Source organism: Pollutibacter soli (assembly GCA_029269725.1).
Taxonomy (GTDB): Bacteria; Bacteroidota; Bacteroidia; order Chitinophagales; family Chitinophagaceae; genus Pollutibacter; species Pollutibacter soli.
In genome coordinates this window covers 518,654-537,815 of sequence record JARJHS010000004.1, presented here as the reverse complement: position 1 = coordinate 537,815, position 19,162 = coordinate 518,654, and the positions used below count along the sequence as shown (strand labels likewise).

At 42.0% G+C, this 19,162-nt stretch carries 18 protein-coding genes; 7 read left to right on the top strand and 11 right to left on the bottom strand.

Annotation, left to right across the window (positions count from 1 at the left end; genetic code table 11):
- Positions 1-123: 123 nt before the first annotated feature.
- The gene (locus tag P2W82_RS13245; RefSeq protein ID WP_336516374.1) at positions 124-1,407 is read right to left on the bottom strand and encodes a metal-dependent hydrolase family protein; all 1,284 of its coding nucleotides are present in this window, start codon (positions 1,405-1,407) and stop codon (positions 124-126) included.
- A gap of 311 nt (positions 1,408-1,718) precedes the next feature.
- On the bottom strand, positions 1,719-2,735 hold the full coding sequence (locus P2W82_RS13240; RefSeq protein ID WP_336516373.1) for a helix-turn-helix transcriptional regulator: 1,017 nt from the start codon (positions 2,733-2,735) through the stop codon (positions 1,719-1,721).
- Positions 2,736-2,966: 231 nt separating this feature from the next.
- On the opposite strand from P2W82_RS13240, the gene P2W82_RS13235 reads away from it, so the two are divergent.
- Complete coding sequence (locus P2W82_RS13235; protein WP_336516372.1) at positions 2,967-4,391, top strand: RtcB family protein; 1,425 nt, start codon at positions 2,967-2,969, stop codon at positions 4,389-4,391.
- A gap of 422 nt (positions 4,392-4,813) precedes the next feature.
- Here P2W82_RS13235 and P2W82_RS13230 read toward each other — a convergent pair whose 3' ends face one another.
- The 4 genes from P2W82_RS13230 to P2W82_RS13215 all read right to left on the bottom strand — a co-directional run bounded on the left by P2W82_RS13230 (position 4,814) and on the right by P2W82_RS13215 (position 8,487).
- Positions 4,814-6,061, bottom strand: a complete 1,248-nt coding sequence (locus P2W82_RS13230) for an MFS transporter (protein ID WP_336516371.1) — start codon at positions 6,059-6,061, stop codon at positions 4,814-4,816.
- A 159-nt stretch (positions 6,062-6,220) separates the two neighbouring features.
- Positions 6,221-6,877, bottom strand: a complete 657-nt coding sequence (locus P2W82_RS13225; RefSeq protein WP_336516370.1) for a FadR/GntR family transcriptional regulator — start codon at positions 6,875-6,877, stop codon at positions 6,221-6,223.
- 74 nt (positions 6,878-6,951) lie between these two features.
- Positions 6,952-7,527: a D-sedoheptulose-7-phosphate isomerase gene (locus P2W82_RS13220; RefSeq protein WP_336516369.1), complete on the bottom strand. Its 576-nt coding sequence runs from the start codon at positions 7,525-7,527 to the stop codon at positions 6,952-6,954.
- Positions 7,528-7,536: 9 nt separating this feature from the next.
- Positions 7,537-8,487 (bottom strand): ROK family protein, encoded by a 951-nt coding sequence (locus tag P2W82_RS13215; RefSeq protein ID WP_336516368.1) that lies wholly within the window; start codon positions 8,485-8,487, stop codon positions 7,537-7,539.
- 299 nt (positions 8,488-8,786) lie between these two features.
- Between P2W82_RS13215 and P2W82_RS13210 the strand changes: the two genes are divergently transcribed.
- Positions 8,787-9,131, top strand: a complete 345-nt coding sequence (locus P2W82_RS13210; RefSeq protein ID WP_336516367.1) for a PKD domain-containing protein — start codon at positions 8,787-8,789, stop codon at positions 9,129-9,131.
- A gap of 429 nt (positions 9,132-9,560) precedes the next feature.
- Here P2W82_RS13210 and P2W82_RS13205 read toward each other — a convergent pair whose 3' ends face one another.
- Positions 9,561-10,442 carry a hypothetical protein gene (locus tag P2W82_RS13205; protein WP_336516366.1) on the bottom strand — a complete coding sequence of 294 codons (882 nt, stop codon included), beginning with the start codon at positions 10,440-10,442 and terminating at the stop codon, positions 9,561-9,563.
- A 107-nt stretch (positions 10,443-10,549) separates the two neighbouring features.
- On the bottom strand, positions 10,550-10,915 hold the full coding sequence (locus P2W82_RS13200; protein ID WP_336516365.1) for a hypothetical protein: 366 nt from the start codon (positions 10,913-10,915) through the stop codon (positions 10,550-10,552).
- A gap of 200 nt (positions 10,916-11,115) precedes the next feature.
- Here P2W82_RS13200 and P2W82_RS13195 point away from each other — a divergent pair, with 200 nt between their 5' ends.
- The 3 genes from P2W82_RS13195 to P2W82_RS13185 are packed head-to-tail and all read left to right on the top strand — an operon-like array spanning position 11,116 to position 13,765.
- On the top strand, positions 11,116-11,943 hold the full coding sequence (locus P2W82_RS13195) for an ABC transporter permease (protein WP_336516364.1): 828 nt from the start codon (positions 11,116-11,118) through the stop codon (positions 11,941-11,943).
- Positions 11,933-12,679, top strand: coding sequence for an ABC transporter ATP-binding protein (locus P2W82_RS13190; protein WP_336516363.1), 747 nt, complete (start codon positions 11,933-11,935; stop codon positions 12,677-12,679). Before P2W82_RS13195 ends, P2W82_RS13190 begins: the two co-directional genes overlap by 11 nt.
- Positions 12,680-12,715: 36 nt before the next feature.
- Positions 12,716-13,765, top strand: a complete 1,050-nt coding sequence (locus tag P2W82_RS13185) for an ABC transporter substrate-binding protein (protein WP_336516362.1) — start codon at positions 12,716-12,718, stop codon at positions 13,763-13,765.
- A 24-nt stretch (positions 13,766-13,789) separates the two neighbouring features.
- Here P2W82_RS13185 and P2W82_RS13180 read toward each other — a convergent pair whose 3' ends face one another.
- The 3 genes from P2W82_RS13180 to P2W82_RS13170 all read right to left on the bottom strand — a co-directional run bounded on the left by P2W82_RS13180 (position 13,790) and on the right by P2W82_RS13170 (position 17,140).
- Positions 13,790-14,974, bottom strand: coding sequence for a phospholipase D-like domain-containing protein (locus P2W82_RS13180; RefSeq protein WP_336516361.1), 1,185 nt, complete (start codon positions 14,972-14,974; stop codon positions 13,790-13,792).
- 43 nt (positions 14,975-15,017) lie between these two features.
- A complete protein-coding gene (locus P2W82_RS13175) occupies positions 15,018-16,028 on the bottom strand; it encodes a metal-dependent hydrolase (protein ID WP_336516360.1) in 1,011 nt (336 codons plus the stop codon).
- Positions 16,029-16,117: 89 nt separating this feature from the next.
- A complete protein-coding gene (locus P2W82_RS13170; RefSeq protein ID WP_336516359.1) occupies positions 16,118-17,140 on the bottom strand; it encodes a Kelch repeat-containing protein in 1,023 nt (340 codons plus the stop codon).
- A gap of 247 nt (positions 17,141-17,387) precedes the next feature.
- Between P2W82_RS13170 and P2W82_RS13165 the strand changes: the two genes are divergently transcribed.
- Together P2W82_RS13165 and ku are read left to right on the top strand one after the other, a co-directional pair.
- On the top strand, positions 17,388-18,248 hold the full coding sequence (locus P2W82_RS13165) for an SDR family oxidoreductase (protein ID WP_336516358.1): 861 nt from the start codon (positions 17,388-17,390) through the stop codon (positions 18,246-18,248).
- A 132-nt stretch (positions 18,249-18,380) separates the two neighbouring features.
- On the top strand, positions 18,381-19,160 hold the full coding sequence (ku, locus tag P2W82_RS13160) for a non-homologous end joining protein Ku (protein WP_336516357.1): 780 nt from the start codon (positions 18,381-18,383) through the stop codon (positions 19,158-19,160).
- Positions 19,161-19,162: the final 2 nt, after the last annotated feature.

The window sequence follows — 19,162 nt, the reverse complement described above, 5'->3', positions numbered from 1 at the left end:
GTCATTATGGAGCTTCTGTGGAATGATTTTCAGAATACATTCCACATATATGCACTGATTAACAAGATTGCATTGCCAGAATCAGTAATCTGACTAAAAAAGCAAGTCTGCTCAGCCATTCGATCAGCGGGACAAGTTTTTAAAAACTTTACCACCCTTCATTACAAAAACAACTTTCTCCATCACCGAAATATTCTCGAGCGGATTGCTGTCAACAGCAATAATATCTGCAATAAGTCCTTCTTTCATTTCACCCCGATCATTTACTCCCAACAACTCAGCAGCGTTAACTGTTGCTGCCTGTATTGCTTCAATTGGTTTCATTCCCCGATTAACCAGGGCTGTCAACTCGTATGCATTTTTTCCGTGGGGTAATAATGGTGCATCGGTACCCATTGCAAATCTGACTCCCGCTTTGATAGCTTTGGTATGACTCTCTTTTGCTTTTGCAGTAATGAATTTTGCTTTTTCTACGATGATCGGGTCCAGTTTGTCAAAGCTGCCGGCAATCACATCTAATAAACCCGTAGTAGGTACCAGGAACACATTTTTTGCTTTCATTAAAGCAATTGAACTATCTGTTTGAAGAGATCCATGTTCGATCGAAGCCACGCCGGCATTTATGGCTGATATAATTCCCTCCGTCCCATGTGCATGAGCCGCAACTTTTACATGGTGTCTGCTTGCTTCATCAACAATTGCTTTCATTTCACCGAATGAATACTGTTGTGCACCAACTGTACCTTCCAAAGAAAACACTCCTGCCGTGGCCATCAGTTTAATCACCTTCGCACCATAACGGATCTGGTAACGTGTAGCTTTAACAACTTCATCGATGCCATCTGCAACGCCATTTTCCGGCCCGGTTTCAATAACACCTTCTGCAAAATTTCCCTGCATCACCGGGTCGCCATGGCCGCCAGTGATACTCAGGAAATGACCGGATGGAACAATTCTCGGCGACTCTATCCAATCATTTTCCGCAGCTTCGGAAAGTGCAACATCAATCAACATCGGCGTATGGTGAATTTGTCCCATATTCCTGATCGTAGTAACCCCTCCCATCAGAGTTGCTTTTGCATTTGCAGATGCACGCAAGGCAGCCTTTGCAGGATTTTCCGTTATTGGTTGAAAGGCATAACCCTGTCCAAGATTCATATCAATATGTACATGTGCATCAATAAGGCCCGGTAGCAGAATTTTGTCCGGGAGATTGATTACAGTTGCACTGTCCGGAACAGAAACAGGATTGATTGCTTTGATAATTCCTTTTTCAATCAATATGGTGGCGGGAGAAATGAGTTTCCCGGACCTTACATCGATATAGGATTTTGCTTTGATAACATTAGTCTGTGCTTGGCCGTAAGAAGAAAATACGATTGAAAGAATACATGCCAGGATGCGCATCGGGTGATAGTTTTAGGTGTTGGTGCAATGAAGGCAAAAGTAAGGAGGCAAAAGGCAATAGGAACAGCCGGCTCAATTAATGCAAATCTTGAATGGGCAGAGGGCACCAGGTAGAATAAGCGTCGCTGACTTTTCAAATTGCATTTTTCTGTCGAAACCAAAATAGCAGCTGTTTTCAGTTTCAAAATCGAAGCGTACGTCATTCGTGACGTATTCAACAATTCTATATCGTCAATGGATATCTGGCTACAGATCGTTGACTTTTGACAGTCGGATTTTGTCTTTTCACTTAATCAGCCTGCAACTGCAGGCTACCGGCTATTGTACTGTGCCGAAGCATTCTTCAGCTTCCTCGCAATTCTGTTCTGCAAAATTTTAGGCGCAAGAACCATGATTCCCTCTCCGAAACCAAGTATCTCCCTGTCCAATTCAAAATTGAGCGTAACATCGAGGCGAATGATAATACCTGCAGCATCCTCCTTTATTATTGTTTGCGATGAATGGAGGGGTTTGGTCAAAACATAAGGAGCATTCCTTTTATCAACGCTTAGGATCACTCTATGCGCACGATCCTTTTCGCCTTTGGTTACACCGATAGTTTCAGCAAAATATCTTTCGAAATCAATACCGTTATAAGGAACAAAGTTTTTTGCGGCCATTTCTTCGAACCCGGTAATCCTGTCTAATGCTAATGTAACTAAACGGTTTTCTTTTTTTGATTTACAGATGAGGAACCATCGATTGCGATACTCTTTCAATAAATAGGGAAAGTATACCTGTTGATGGGCTTCATCTGAGGTAAATGATTTGTAATTAATCAATAGAGGCAACTGCTTTTTTATAGCCTGGTAAAGCGGAGCAATATGCCCGATTCCTCTTAACAGGGTATTGCCTTCCATTTGGATGAGGCTTCGGCCGTTTGTTCTGGTTTTCCCGACTGAATTTTCAAGTCTTGCGATGATATCGTTCATCTCATCGAAGTAGGAAAAACCACTCAGCTGTTTCAGCACACTAACGATTTCATTCATCTTGTCAATATCAGCACCGGTTACCCGGGAGCTATTGATACTGAACTCCGGAACTTCATAGGTATAATATTTTTTCTCCCGAACAACTATCGGTGCATTATAACCGAGTTTATCACTCCGCATCAGCTGAATATCAGCCTGTATGGTCCTGCGGCTTACACCTGATTTAATTCCCTCTGCCTCATACAACGCAGCAGATACTTTGTCCATCAAATCATCCAACGTCCATTTTCTGCGCCTGTTGGACAGACACTGATCAATGGTACGATAGCGGATGAGCGCAAGTTTATTTATCGCCATAAAATAAATTCAACTTTAAAAATATCAAAAAAATACATCGGGTAAAATCACCTGCGCAATAGAACTGCGCAGTTTTTGAATCAATTGGGGAGTCGTGCCGGATATACCGTACTATCAGCCTCGTTCTCATGATATTAAAAAATAACTCAAAAAACAGAGGTTCTGCGCAACTACTTTGCGCAGACGGGTGCAAGCTTTGCATGTATAGAACAGTATTTAAATTTATTGCTTATGACGACTAAACAAATCAACGGAAATGACCTGATCCAGATGGGATACAAAAATGGACCCAGCATTGGTGTTGCTTTAAAAATCAACAGGAAAAGAAATGGTTTCAGGAGAGACGAGATGCTTGAGCAGTATAAGCTGGTACTTGAGTGTCCTGAAAAATACCTTGATGATGCATTGTTTGCAAAACTTGCTACATCTTTAATTGAAGAAAATAATACTCCATCGAATACCCTAATTCCGCTAAAGAAAGAAGTACCGCACTATGAAATGTATGGCGAAAGTTATATTGAAGAAGGCGCAAAAGAGCAGATGGCGACTGCAATGAAACTACCGATCACGGTTGGTGGTACACTGATGCCGGATGCTCACGCGGGATATGGACTACCGATCGGTGGAGTACTGGCTGTGAAAAATGCAGTAATTCCTTATGGTGTGGGAGTTGATATTGGTTGCAGAATGGCATTGTCTGTTTTTGATATTCCTGAAAATTATTTTAAAAACAATCTTGGTGCTTTCAAAACGCATTTGCTGGAGAATACCAGGTTTGGAGCAGGAAATGGCTTTACCGGACAACACCGTGCAGATCATGCTGTGCTTGAAAACCACGCATTCGGAATGAACACATTGGTTGCAGATTTAAAAGATCGTGCATGGACTCAATTAGGATCATCTGGTGGGGGAAATCATTTTGTTGAGTTCGGAATTATAGAATTTGAAAAAGATGATGCGGCAACTGGTGTAAACGCGGGAAGGTATCTTGCATTGCTCACACATTCCGGTTCAAGGGGATTAGGCGCTACTATCGCCGGCCATTACACGAAGCTGGCGAAAGAGTTATGCAAACTTCCTTATGAAGCAGCAAATCTTGCATGGCTTGACCTGGATAGCGAGGCAGGACAGGAATACTGGACCGCAATGAATCTTGCAGGTGATTATGCATCTGCCTGTCATGAAGTAATTCATAACAAGATCATAAAAGCGGTTGGGGCGGAGGTGCTGACGAAGGCGGAGAACCATCATAATTTTGCATGGAAAGAAAAGTGGAACAATGAAGATGTGATCGTACATAGAAAAGGGGCGACCCCTGCAGGATTGAATGTGATGGGAATTATTCCAGGTTCTATGACTGCACCAGGATTTCTTGTGAGAGGTAAAGGGACTGAGTTGTCAATCAATTCAGCGTCGCATGGAGCAGGAAGACAGATGAGTCGTACCGCAGCAATAAAAAATCTTTCTAAAAAAGAGATGAAAGAAATGCTCGCAGCAAACGAAGTAACTTTGATAGGTGGTGGAATGGATGAAGCACCTTTAGCCTATAAGGATATTCGCAAGGTGATGTCTGCGCAAACCGGGTTGGTGGATGTGGTTGCCAGTTTTGAGCCTAAGCTGGTGCGGATGGCGGATGACGGAAGCAGAGAAGACTAGAGAAAGGACGTATGACGAAATACGAGTGAAGAATTGAAGAATAAAGTTCGATTGGCGATCTGCGAAGGCCCAATTGAGCAGTCCACTTCGGGCGCCGGGTTGCGAAGAACGAGTTGACTGCAGTTATCGTTGAAAAAAATAATTAGTTTATTTAACTGGATTGATCTGTTTACCTTTTAAATAGTTGAATACATCAGAAATTGTCCTTTCAGGTTATAAGCAGGAAGATTTTTTAAAAACGAATCTGCCCTGCTCTTTTTTAATATCAGCCGTGTGCACTGATTTCTTTTTAGCCCGGAAAGGGCGCAAGACAATAAAAAAGATGTAGTGTTTTTACCGGGCCCCTAAAGGATAAGACAATGAGGGTGAAAGACCATCAACAGGTTTTACCCGGTTTGGAAACGTCTATCCTTCATATTAAATCATCGGGATCTGCGCAGGTCAGGCAAGAGGCCTGTAATGATTCCCAGCAATGGCAAATATGCACAAACTTGAAAAACAAAATTGATGCTGGTATGATCTGCTAGAATTCCAAGAACTGCGGATCCGATTCCGCCAAGACCAAAAGACAATCCGAAAAATAATCCCGCAATAAGCCCTACTTTCCCGGGAACAAGATCAGTTGCGTACACGAGAATTGCTGAAAACGCAGAGGAAATAATAAGCCCGATAATAACTGCGAGAACTATTGTCCAGAACAGATTCACATAAGGTAATGCCAGTGTGAACGGCGCAGCACCAAGTATTGAAGCCCAGATGATATTTTTTCTTCCATATTTATCGCCCAACGGACCGCCGAGAATAGTACCTGCCGCAACCGCAGCAAGGAACACAAACAAGTAGATCTGCGATTGTTGAATTGACACGTGGAATTTATCTATCAGGAAAAATGTAAAATAATTCGTCATGCAAGCCATGTAGAAATATTTCGAAAAGACCAGAACCAATAATATCAGTAACGAGTAAACGATTCGTTTCTTTGATACCGGCAAATGTGAACCGTAAGTTTTCTTTGAAATTGCAGCCGTTCCGGAATTTATTTTCTGTTGATACCAGCTGCCAATCTTCCATAGGATCACAATTCCGGTTATAGCACCGATGCCAAAAACACTCAAGTAAGGCTGACCGTGGGGGAGCACAATTAATGCGGCCAGCAGTGGTCCGATAGCGCTTCCGGAATTGCCACCCACCTGGAAAATGGATTGAGCCAATCCCTTTTTGCCGCCGGAAGCGAGATGCGCGACACGTGATGCTTCCGGATGGAAAATTGAAGATCCGAGACCGATCATACTTACAGAGAGCAATATCACTAAAAAGCTATGTGCGAATGCGAGACTAAGCAAGCCCATCAGCGAAAAAGTCATGCCTATTGCGAGTGAACGGGGATTCGGCTTCTTATCCGTATAATGTCCAATGAAAGGTTGAAGTATCGACGCAGTCATCTGGAACGCAAGTGTAATAAATCCGATCTGCGTGAAAGTTAAAGTGTAATTTTCTTTCAGTATCGGGTATACTGCAGGGATTGTCGACTGTATCATATCATTCAGCAGATGTGTGATACTGATCGCGAACAGGACTTTATACATTGTTTCCTGCGTTTTTATTGCCTCCGGAGCTAGTGTTGCTGTTATTCCATTCTGTGCCTGCTCTGTTACTTTTGTTGACATCATGTCATCTGATGTTTTGAATTAGTTGTTAGTTGTTAGTTGTTAGTTGTTAGTTGTCGTCGTCAGAGCCCATGCAGTTATGCTTGCTTTTTTCGTCTGGTTCAGGCCTTCTACTGTTTTAGTAGATTGATTGTTGGGCAGTTGAGTTCTGCTTCACGACTGCTAAATATGTTCAATAATTTTCGCTGTAATCATCGCCGCTTTCTTCGCGTCGCCCTGCTCGATGGCTCCGTAAAGATCTTCGTGCATACCCTGCGTTTTTCTGAATGATGCTGCATTCTTATGACTCTTCATAAACCATCGGGAAACATGGCTCGATGCGGATTTATACAGGTCAGTAAGTATAGGGTTTCCACAAGCTTCGGCAATCGAAATATGAAAACTGATATCGGTACGAATGCATTCTTCGGTCTCTTCTTTTTCCGCCAGCACTTTTCTCTTCTTCAACAGCTGCTTCATTTTTTTCAGCTGATCCTCTGTTCTGTTGATCGCTGCTTTCTCTGCGATTTTCTGTTCAAGTAATTGTCTTACCTCAAGAATATCAGCAATACCTGAGCGACTAAATTGTGTATCCAACGATTCAGCAACCTGGCTGCGCACTACAAACGTGCCCAGCCCCTGCTGAACTCTTAGCAATCCATTGTTTGAAAGTATTCGAATGGCTTCACGAATTGTTGAGCGGCCCACACCGAAAATCTGCATTAACTCGGGTTCAATAGGCAAGCGTGAATCGACAGGGTAAACTCCTTTCCTGATTTGTTGCTGGAGCTCATCAGCCACCGTATCGGCGAGAGATTTTCGAATAATTATTCTTTCCATTAAATCATCCTATCATCTGATGAATGCAAAGCTAAACCATTTTCCTCACCATTTATAGCTCTTATTTTGCTATTTTAAGAACGAAAGGCACCAGGATGTTCTACAAATGCATAACAGATCATGTGGCAAATGCCCATGTGCGCATCCTCTACTCTGCCGAAATGCTTTGATTCAATGGAAATTACGAAGTCGCCCAATTCAGCCAGACGACCAAGTTGAGCACCGGTAAGACAAACAGAATAAAGACCATTTTTCTTTCCCCATTCCACTGCGTTTACAACGTTAGGAGAATTGCCGCTAACACTCATGGCAAAAAGAATATCACCAGGCTGAGCAAAGTTGATGAGCTGACGAACGAAGATCTGATCGTAGGCGTAATCATTACTAATCGCAGTGATCCAGGGTGTATTGTCATGCAATGAAACAACTTTGAAAGGTTTGCCCATATTATCGGAAGCGCTCTTTCCAAGGTCAGTTGCAAAATGCGAGGCATTTGCTGCACTTCCCCCGTTTCCGACAACAAATATTCGACGATCTTCTTTCCATGCCTGGTGAAATATCCCAATGAGATCAGTCACTTTCTCCTGTGAAATCGCAGATTGCGTTTGCTGTTGCTGGTCCAGGTATGCAGCTACAAAATCTTTCATCATTTTATATTATTACTGTCCGTTATTATGATTTACTTTTTGTTCGACAGACTGCCTTGCCAGTGCAAGAGCGCCGACAGGTACTGTCATATCTTTTAAGGCGGCTGTAAATATGGGCGGAGCCGGAATAAATGGCCTCATCAGGTATCCGGGAATTTTTTCTGTAAGAGATGACATCAGAATATCTCCCAGGTATGAAAGTCCTCCGCCAATCACAATCGCATCAGGATTCAATATGTGAATAGCATGAGAAAGGCCGAAAGCAAGATCATCAGTTGTGTCATTGAAAAGTTTCCATGAGATATCATCATTTCTATTCAGAGCCTGCAAAAGAACCATCGCCTCTCCCCTTTTTCTATCACCCACCAATTGAGCAAGCATACCTGATGGATTTAAAGTTATAGCGTCGCGTATTTTCTTATCGACAGCCCAGCCAGAGCAGGAAGATTCCAGGGTCTTTCCTGCTTTTTCAAGGCGAATATGTCCTATTTCAATTTCACCCGGGAATCGACCATGATAAATTTTTTGATCGATCACAAATCCACCTCCTACTCCACTACCGAGGGTAAGATACAGTACCCTTTCAAAATCTTTTCCTGCTCCATACAACGCTTCTGCAAGTGCCGCCACATTAGCATCATTATCTACTGCAACTTTTACTCCTGCAAATTCCTTCATCCATTGAATAATATTAAATCCCGACCATCCATCTACCTGGAATGAGCTCGCAATGTCTCCCGTCAGATAATTTACCGGGCCACCAAAACCGATGCCGATTCCAGCTAATTCAGGTAACATAATTTCAGAAATGGTTTCCTCAATTTTTTTTCGGATGAGCGCTCCGCCACCCAAGGCGTCGACCTGGAACTGAAACTTGGTGACGATATTGGAATGCTCATCGCCTGCGCAGATTTGCAGTTTAGTTCCCCCGATCTCTATTCCTAAAAATGTATTGTGCTGCAATCATTAAGTTGTTAATACAAGTTCGTGGATTATTTTTTAATGGATATTGAAATTATCCAAAAAATAAAGTCGCAGATCAATATCTGTCAGTGTTGATCAACAATACGGCTAAATCAAAGAGGCCGGTTCTCCTACCCGGCATATATAGAGGATCAGTCCGCACGAGGGTAAAAAACCCGCAGATTGCGGATTTTGCATTTCGTACCATTCTCTTCCCAAAAATACCTGTGGTTTATTGCAGAGGCCTTCACCGTTGACGACACGAAAAGATAATTGTATGAAACGGGGTATATCTATTTTTGCTCTTTTTTTTTGGCCTACTGACTTCAATATCTTTTCCTGCATATCGAAAAGAATCAACACGATCAACTTCGCCGGTAGTCGTCGCCGCGGGCAACATCAGCATTCAATTACCGCATGATGATGCAGTACTGGAAGGAAGCTCGTCATATGATCCTGATGGCGAAATAGTACAGTATAGCCGGACAAAAATTTCCGATCCGGATTTTATCACCATTACTGGAAAAAGCTCTTCAACAGCTATTCTTCAATATTTAACAGCCGGTGAGTATAAAATACCATTAATAGTAACCGATGATGCTGGCGCTACGGGTTTTGAAACTGCTGATGTTACGACAATCTAATATCCTTCGGGACACGAGATAGAATTGAGCGGACATGTATTTTATTTTGATCGTTTTGAGAGAACACTATGTGCGTACAAATCGAAGACCGGATGTCTTTTTTAACTATGTTGCAGATAATCACACGTACTTAAATGCTGAAGTACTTTTCAGACTGGCAAGTTCAATCACATGGAAACCTTTCCACCGGTAGGTGTATATAATGCTGCAGCTGGAGTACAAATCCTGTACAAAATAGCCGGGATATCATGTTTAATGTCCGTTATCCTAAGATCCGCCATTGGACGATAAACCGGCTGCGATAAAGATAAGGTTCAACTAAATATCCTGACAGTCAAATTTATACTTCGATGCATTTGCTGCAATGGTCAACCGAATAGCCTAAACAAAAACAGGGATACAGCAGCAAAAATATTTACGGCATCCATTTTACCAATATTCATAAATGATGTCTGAAATATAATTATTGGCACCAAGTCTTGCCTTCGCTGTCGCAGGATACCCATCATTATCATAGGTAAATGTAAATTCAAGATTTGCCCTGCTACCCAGATAGCTATTGAATTTTAAAATATTATTTCTGCTATAACCTAGCACATTCATGTTTCCAAAGTCGAATATGAAAGGCCATTTTTCCAACAGATCAGGTCCTATTTTCAAATACGCTTCCGAAATATTCAAATACCGGAACGGGTTGATTTTAGTATCATACTCGAAAGTCGATTTTCCAAGAAAATAGATTTTATCAACGTGAAACCTGGTTACATTCTCACCAGAAAAATAGGCTGTATCATTAAAATTAAGCGGTACGTAAAACGGATCTCCGGAAATGCTTATCTGTGATCTCCGGAAATACAAAAGGTCCTTCGCATATTTGTACTCTGCCATTTTCAAATACTTCGCACCTGCACTACCAATAGTGTAAATGATTGAATCACCAGATTTCCTGCCTTCGGTATTATAGGAGAAATAAACATCTGATGTCGTTCCGACATTCTCATCTCCATCCTGGTACATGCGATAAGGCAATAATTCATCACCATTATAAAAAAAAACGCAGCGGGATATTGTTTTCAGAGCACCATTGTCGATATCAGATAAATTTAATTTTTCGAGTATTTCTATACACCTGTTGTGCTGATCGTAACTGAAAGTGACTTGTCGCAAAATAATTTTCCCATCCTGCTTGAAGGAAGTAACCTTCGAAGGTATTTTGATAATTGCAGGATTCCCGGAAGCAGATTGAAGATCTTCTTTACGGCATGAAAAAAATAACAGCAGAAAAACCAAAAAGCCAATGCTTGCTTTCATACATCACCGCTTAGCTTACTAAAATTAGTAAACATATTCCCCGTTATTCAATGATTGAACAAAAAAAAAGCAGCATTACTGCTGCGATCAGAAAGAAATCACCGTGATTATTTTTTAAGCAACTTTAAAATTGCCTCTTGATTTTTTACGATCTGTTTCAGTGTCTGCTGATTTTTCAGAATTTCTTTCTGATTCTTCATTATTGCAGCCTGATTTTTGAGGATTGTCGACTGGTTTCCTTTTATACCACCCTGATTCTTCAGGATTGCTGCCTGGTTGGCTTTAATACCCGCCTGGTTTTTTACGATGGTTCCCTGGTTACCTTTCAGCGCTTTCTGATTATCGAGGATTGTGGATTGATTCGATTTCAGACTTTTCTGGTTCTCGACGATCTTGCCTTGATTGCCTTTAATGATGCCCTGGTTTTCAAGAATGAATTCCTGGTTCTTAACGATGGTTTTTTCGTTTTCCATGGTAAATACCGTTTTTAGTAATTAAAATTTAGGATGATTAACAAGCCGAAAATAGGCAATACAGCATATCTTAAAAAAATATAATTGGTGAATTGCTGGCAAAATCGGCTATGGAACGTCGTTTGCGACCAGTCAAAGAGTATCTGTTTTCCCCGTTTCGCGGAATCAGGTTATTTTTATCGACCAAAAGCCAATCTGATTTGTCAAATTCCGACACAGCGTCCGTCCGGGAAATTTCCAAAGAAAAAGTTACTTCCAGGCATAGCCGAAGCAACCGGAGCCGTTTGGTTCTTCCAATAATCGTTTTACTTTCCCTGGTAATCTTATGGTCGCTGATATCATTCTTTAACCTTTTTCCTTCATATGCATTGCCGACTCCATTGGCAGTTTTAAAAAGTTTTAAAGAAGAGCTGATTTCAGGACGATTGTTTAATGACATGATTGCCTCGCTCTGGCGGGTCGCTGTTGGATTTGTGCTTTCGGCTCTATTGGGAATCCCGCTTGGGCTTTGGCTGGGGCAACATTTACGTGCGCGTGAAGCATTTACGCCGATGTTAAACTTTTTCCGGTTTCTTTCGCCCCTTGCATGGATTCCATTCGCGATACTTTGGTTTCATATCGGCGACAAGCCCGCCATTTTCCTGATTTTTATGGCGAGTTTTTTCCCGTTGGTCATAGCAATAATGTCGGCAGTCGCCACTATTCCTGCCATTTATTTCCGGGTTGCCTATGATTTTAAATACAGCAGCTGGGAAACAATTACAAGGGTGACATTTCCAGCGGTATTGCCACAGATCATAACGTCGTTGCGTGTGAGTTATGGAATCGCCTGGGTGGTGATTGTGGCTGCTGAAATGGTCGGATGCCAGGATGGACTTGGATATGGCATCTGGGAGGCGAGAAACGGACTTCGGTTAGACGCTGCCGTTTGTTATATGATCGTGATTGGTTTGCTGGGAATGGGAATTGATCGATTATTTATGCAATTCACAAAAATGCCAAACATACGCTGGGGATATGAGCGATGAAAATGAAATATGGCGGCTGACTTTGGAAAATGTTTCGCACGACTACAGCGGACTTGCTGTATTGCGCAACCTGAATCTTCGTGTAAAAGCCGGAGAAATGGTTGTCATTGTAGGTCCATCCGGATGCGGCAAAACAACTTTGCTCAACTTGCTGTCAGGATATATTAAACCTTCATCCGGATCAGTTGAAATTGATGGTGTAATACGAACGGTTTACCAACAGGACGGTCTGTTTCCCTGGCTGACAGTCGAGCAAAATATTGCTATGGGTCTTCGAAATCTCGATGACAAACAAAAAAGGGAAAGAGAAATAAAGGACCTGGTTGAGCTTATTCATCTCGAAGGATTTGAACATCATTATCCGCATCAACTTTCCGGGGGAATGCGCCAACGGGTTGAACTCGCAAGAGTAATTGCTGGTGATTCTGATATATTACTGATGGACGAACCATTTTCAGCACTGGACTATCAAACCCGGCTGCGAATGAGGTATGAACTTGTCAGAATTTTGAAGAAAAGGCCACGCACAGTTGTTTTTGTAACCCATGATATTGAAGAAGCTGCGCAACTGGCAGATAAAGTTATTGTACTTTCCACCCGACCAGCACATATCTCCAGGAAACTAAATATTAATACGGATCGGCCACGCAATCCGACATCCGATTCAGTAATTGCTGCTACAAGAGAAATACTGGATGTGCTTGGCCTTGAAACACCCACAGGAAAGGATATCTGAAAAAATATCCGAAATGCATCATCGAAATTTTAGAATATGAAAGTAAGCTTCGCCGGATTAGTAACAGGTACACTTGCTGTACTCTTAGTACTTGGGTTGCTTCGATTCAAACCCTGGAATAAAACTGCGCCGCTTAATGTCCGTGATGTTGTACATGATGGTCCCAACACCCTTGCCACCCGTGAACTTACCGTTGGTTATCTGCCGGTTACCTGTCACCTTACTTGCCCCGTTACTGATTTCGCATCAAAAACAACAAAGTCAAATACCAATTTCAACAGCCGTGTTTTTACTGATTTTCCTACAGTCGTAAGTGCACTCGAGGCAAAGCAGGTACAAGCTACTTTTATGATTGTTCCTCTTGCCATGAAATTACGTGAGCAGGGTGTACCGGTAAAAATTTGTTATCTCGGTCACCGCGATGGATCAGAAATTATTGTTGCGAAAAAAAGCAATATCAGGAGTATGGGTGATCTGAAGGGAAAGACAGTAGCAATTCCAAGCCTATTCAGCAATCAGAATTTTGTCTTTCATAAACTGATGGCAGATTACGGATTAAAAGAAGAAGATATCAGGTTTGTGGTTCTGCCACCGCCAGATATGCCAACATCACTTGCATCCGGAGCGATAGATGGTTATTTTGTCGGCGAACCATTTTGCGCTAAAGCAGAACTTGATGGTTATGGACGTGTATTGTATTATGCACGAGATATATGGCCAAATTTTATTTCATGCGCACTCGTTGTACATGAAGATCTGATCAATGATAAACCTGATGTGGTAAGAGATCTTGTTCGGGGAATAGCGCAATCAGGAGCCTGGGCAGAGAAGAATCGCTCTGAAGCTGCAAATCTTGTTGCGCCTTATTTCCGGCAGGATCAGAAAGTTCTTGAATATGTTTTGACATCAGAACCCAGGCGAGTAAGTTATGTGCAGCTCACTCCCTCAGAGCAGGATTTCAAACTCATCCAGGATATGGGCATTGGTTTGGGATTGTTGAAGAAGAGAGTGCCGTTGAATGAATTGATCGATGACAGATTTATTCCGCAGGATATTGAGCCGGCGAATATTCAAGTTAAACGTTGAAAGTTGAAAGCAGAGGGTTGAACGTTAGCGTTGATGCTTAAAATAGAAAGTAAAAAGATATAAAAGAAATCTTAGGATCTGAAAAGAAGACCAACGACCGAATTTTACCAGTATATTATCTGATTTGCGCAGGTATTCATCAGTGATTGGGATGCATTCTTTTTCAGCAATAGTTAATAACATCTCCTCCGTTTCTTTGGCCAGCTTTTCCTGACGGATATTCAAATTCAATTCTATACTGGCATATGCTGAAAGGTTATTGATATTGTATGAACCGACAGTCAGCCAGCTGGAATCGGCAACGGCAATCTTTCCATGCAGTATCCTTGGCTGGTATTCGTAAATCTGAACATTATTACGAAGCATCCACGCATAGAGATAACGTTCTGCATATTTTGCAAGAATAATATCAGAAATGCCGGCAGTAATCACTGTAATTTTTACACCGCGTTTTGTCGCATTGCTCATTTGCCTGCGGATTTGTTTGCCGGGGAGAAAATAGCTGCATAAAATAACGACTTGTTTCTCCGCACGACGAAGCATATCGATGTATGTAAAACTGATTTCATTTTTTCTTCTCACCCAATCATTTCTCCGTACACTTACAGAGGAATTTTCTTCTTCCGGAAATGTGGCAGACGTTCTGACTTTCGAACAATCTGCCGGTGCGGCTGGTGTCAGATAATTATTCCAGGTACTCCAGCAAATATTACAAAGATCAAGAGCCGCATCGCCTTCCAGCCACACAGCAAAGTCAAGCCAGGCCGGATGATCAGGCATATCGTTGTATCTGTCGGTAATATTTACCCCGGTAACCAGTGCAATTTCAGCATCGGCAACTGCAATTTTGTGATGCATACGTCGGCCGAAATAAAAATTCTTCCCTTTGAAAAGCGGGTTGAAGAAGCGAAGATGAACTCCGGCATCCGTCATCTCCTTCAAAAATGTTTGTTTTAATTTGCTCGAGGCATAACCATCCACCAACAGATGCACTTCAACTCCTTTTTGTGCGGCTTCCTTCAATGCATCTGCTATCATCCGCCCTGTCGTATCTTCTTCAAAAATATAGACCTGCACATGAACCTGCTTTTTTGCTGCAGCTATCAGTTGAAGAAGTAAATTGAAATACTCCTTACCTCCACGTATCAGTTTTACGCGGTTGTTTGTGGTGTATACCTCCTGTTTTTTTCTACCTCTGCGTTGTACCATTTTTTTACTGATGCAATATGCTTATCAAAAAAAAATCAGGTGCTCAACTTCTGATTCTTCGCCACATCACTTTAAAAACATCCCTGTTCCATCCTGCAAAACGCCCGCGCTGCACCACGAGTCGATTTTCATAAGGAAACGTGAGAAAATAATGAAAAGCAAAAGGTCTTTTGGGATCATACCATCCAATCTCCTGCCCAAATCTCAGGTCATTAAATATCAATGTATCACTCCACCTTTCAACAGTATAAAACTGTTCCGAAAAACGAATGAGTTGTTTCACATCGTGATTATTCATTAAAGGTTCCAGAAATTGATCATTTCTTGGAAAATAGGAAAGTTGCAATTCATGTTTTCTGTCAAAAACAGAATGGTATCCGACATGATAACCGCTATCATTTCCTGCAACTACAAACCAAAGCCAGTTCTGCAGTGGTGCAGGAGTAGTGAAATACCTTTTGTATTCAATTTTTTCTTCCTTAAGAATTGCACGGACGTCTTTATCGATCTGGTATTTGTTCCATAGTGCATAACAGAGATACAGCGCTGGAACTACCATCCCGATCAGCCACCATTTCTTTCTTGAATCGCGATTGTTTCTATTGATCAGCAGTAAAAATATGATCGCAATTCCCGGCCAGATAGAAAAGAAAGGATCTGCGACATAGATAGTATTGAATGTAATTCTGGTGTGACTAAAAGGTTCGAACCAGCCTACTCCATAATTATTAAACGCATCAATAAAAATGTGAATGAAGATTACACCACCAAAAAAGAGCAGCCACCTGCTGAAGGAAATATTGTGTGGCCGATGCCATCGCTCAGCCAGGTAGGCACATAACAATGCAACAAGAATGCAGAATAAAAAAGAATGCGTAATTCCGCGATGCGCTACGAGGTTATCGGCAGTGTCCATCCAGAAGCCGGCAACAAAATCAATGTCCGGAATACTTTGCGCCATTGCTCCCCAAAGCATAGCTTTTTTTCCGAGCTTTCTTCCGCAGAAAGCATCACCCATGCAGGCACCCAGTGCAATATGCGTAATGGAATCCATGGAAAATAAATATACAACTTCCATTCCTGCCTCGCGGCTGAAACACGGAATTAAAGCTCAGTAGAGAATTCAGATTTTGCAGATGGCATTTATTTTTCCGAAAACTTCTCTGTCGTGTTCAACTCGGGTCCGCCACCACGGTTAGCGCTACCCGCTGTAATATAAATACCTCCATTATATACAAAAGCCTGGGTTCCATGCCGACCAGTATTCAATGGAGAAAGCGACTTCCATGTGCCTGTACCCGGGTCAAATGCTTCACAATTTTTATGGGCCTGATCCTGTGAGCCACTTTCACCTCCAATAACAACCAATTGTCCATTAAGATTAACAGAAGTACAACCTGCTCGTTGCGTTGGAATATTTTTATCTGAAGAAAAAGATGACCATTGATTGGTTTTAAAGTCATAAACATCTACTTCAGGAATGGTCAGATCAAATAATTCTCCGGTGCTTTCAGAAGTTCTTCGGCCACCTGCGAGGTAAAGTTTGTCGCCAATCAAAACAGCATTGAAATGATCACGTGGATGCGGCGCATCCGGCAGTGTGGTCCATTGACCAGTTGCCGGGTTATACTCATCAAACCATCCTACTGTTCCCGTCCAGTGTCCATCAGTAATTCCACTAACGATATATATTTTATTATTGTAGGTGAACGCACCCGCTCCTCCACGCCTTCTTCCAGCAGGAATAGTGGCCCCTTCGCGCCACTGATTACCGGATGGAGAAAATATCATGATTTTTTCGACCGGTGTTTCGTGCGGAAAACCACCGGTAAATCCACCAGCCAGCCACAATTCTCCATTATATGAAAAGGCCTGGAAGTGATTGATCTCCATCCCCGGAGATGCCAGTTTTTTCCATGTGTTTGTGGTGAGATCAAGTTCCTCGACCGGATGATCCCCGCGACCGCCGATCAGATAGCCTTTATCACCAGCAAGCACAAATGAACATTCATGGCGCTCTTCCGGCAGTCCTGCTGTACTTACCTGCGCCCAGCTGCCATTGATATCGTTGCTTTTCTTTTCGTCGTCTTTACCACAACCCGAAACTATACCCGAAACAGAAAAAAAAATCAGCATATGCTTTAAAAAAAAACTTCTGGTTGACATAGCTCCGATTTAAATACAATCTGAATAATGATTTTGAGAGTCCATCATACTTCCACTTACTAAATCAAAATTTATCCATACGGACCCAAAGGACCGGGAAATAATTTCCACAGCCACCAAACACAAAAAGCGGAAATCTCATCCAGGGGATGGGAAATATCGCTTCATAGTGATTCAGGGGCTGGCACAAAATTATAGCTAATAGGGTGATCAGGAGATATAATACTAAATACTCAAAAGTTATTCCGTGCAAAAAGGAAGTAAAAAAAAACCGATAAGAAAGCCGCAGCAGCAGAACAGGCCTGGCCAGGAATTCAAAATGAGTCCTGTGCCCGAATCAAATCCCGATCCTGGATGGAAAAAACTGGAAAGCAAAAAGGTATTGATTACCGGAGGGGACAGTGGAATCGGAAGAGCTGTAGCGGTATTATTCGCAAAACATGGTGCAGACATTGCTATATCCTTTTTGAATGAGAAAAAAGATGCAGAAGATACCGCGACAATGGTAAATAAATATGACTCTGACTGTATTCTTCTGCCAGGTGATATTTCAAAAGAAAAACATTGCAAATCTGTAGTTGAGAAGACGATAAAAAAATTCGGAGCCATTGATATCCTGATAAATAATGCAGCCATTCATTATGAAAACAAAGAGTTTACAGATATCAGTACTGAACAACTTATAAAAACCTTCAGTACCAATATATTTTCGTATTTCTGGATCACACGTTATGCACTTCCGCATATGAAACCGGGAAGTGCAATAGTCAACTCAACTTCGGTTACCGCCTACCGTGGCAGCCCTTCATTAATTGATTATGCCAGTACCAAAGGCGCGATTGTATCATTTACGAGGAGTTTATCTTCCAACCTTGTCGACAAAGGTATCCGTGTGAATGCAGTGGCTCCCGGGCCGATCTGGACACCGTTGATTGCTGCAAGTTTTAAACCGTCGAAGGTTGCGGCTCATGGAAGCGATGCTCCGATGAAGCGAGCGGGGGAACCCGCGGAAGTTGCGCCAAGTTATCTTTTTCTTGCCAGTGATGACTCATCATACATCACCGGGCAGGTGCTACATCCGAATGGAGGTGAAATTATAAATGGGTAACTTTATGAGACGGCAGATAACAAACGGCAGACAGCTGAATTGATGAAATTAGTGGATGATAAACCCTCCGAATAGCAATCCTGATTAATAGTCAACTTCATAAAATAGTAATAACCAATAATAAAATTTACCATGAGATCAATTTGGACAGGTTCAATCGGTTTCGGATTGGTAAACATTCCGGTAAAGATGTACAGTGCAACGCAGGAAAGCAGTCTTGACCTGGACATGCTCGATAAAAAAGACAAAGCCAATATCCGCTTTAAACGTGTGAATGAAAAAACAGGCAAAGAAGTAAAATGGGCCGATATCGTCCGTGGCTATGATCTGAATGGAAAGTACGTGATACTTGACGAAAAAGATTTTGAAAAAGCGAGTCCGGAGAAATCAAAAGAAATTAACATCGTACAGTTTGTTGACGAAAGTGAAATCGATTCCATATACTATGAAATGCCTTATTACCTCGAACCTGATAAACAAGGAGCAAGGCCGTACGTACTGCTCAGAGATGCACTGACCAAAAGTGGCAAAGCCGGACTTGGATCATTTGTTATGCGCAACAGAGAACATCTGGTTATACTTAAAGTGAGCGGAGATGTTTTAATTGCTAACAGAATTCGTTTTCATGAAGAGATTCGTAAGCCGGAAATAAAAGTTCCCGCATCGAAGCCCAAACCCGCGGAATTGAAAATGGCGATGGCATTGATTGATCAGCTCAGTGGTGAATTTGATATTGATAAATACAAAGATAACTATACTACAGAGCTGATGAAACTGATCAAGGCTAAAGCGAAAGGTAAGCTGACTGAGGTTAAGCCGCTGCGGGTGGCACATGTGAATACAAAAGACCTCATGGAACAGCTGAAGGCGAGTATTGAGGGGGGAAGTGGGAGAAGGAAGAAAGCTTCGTGATG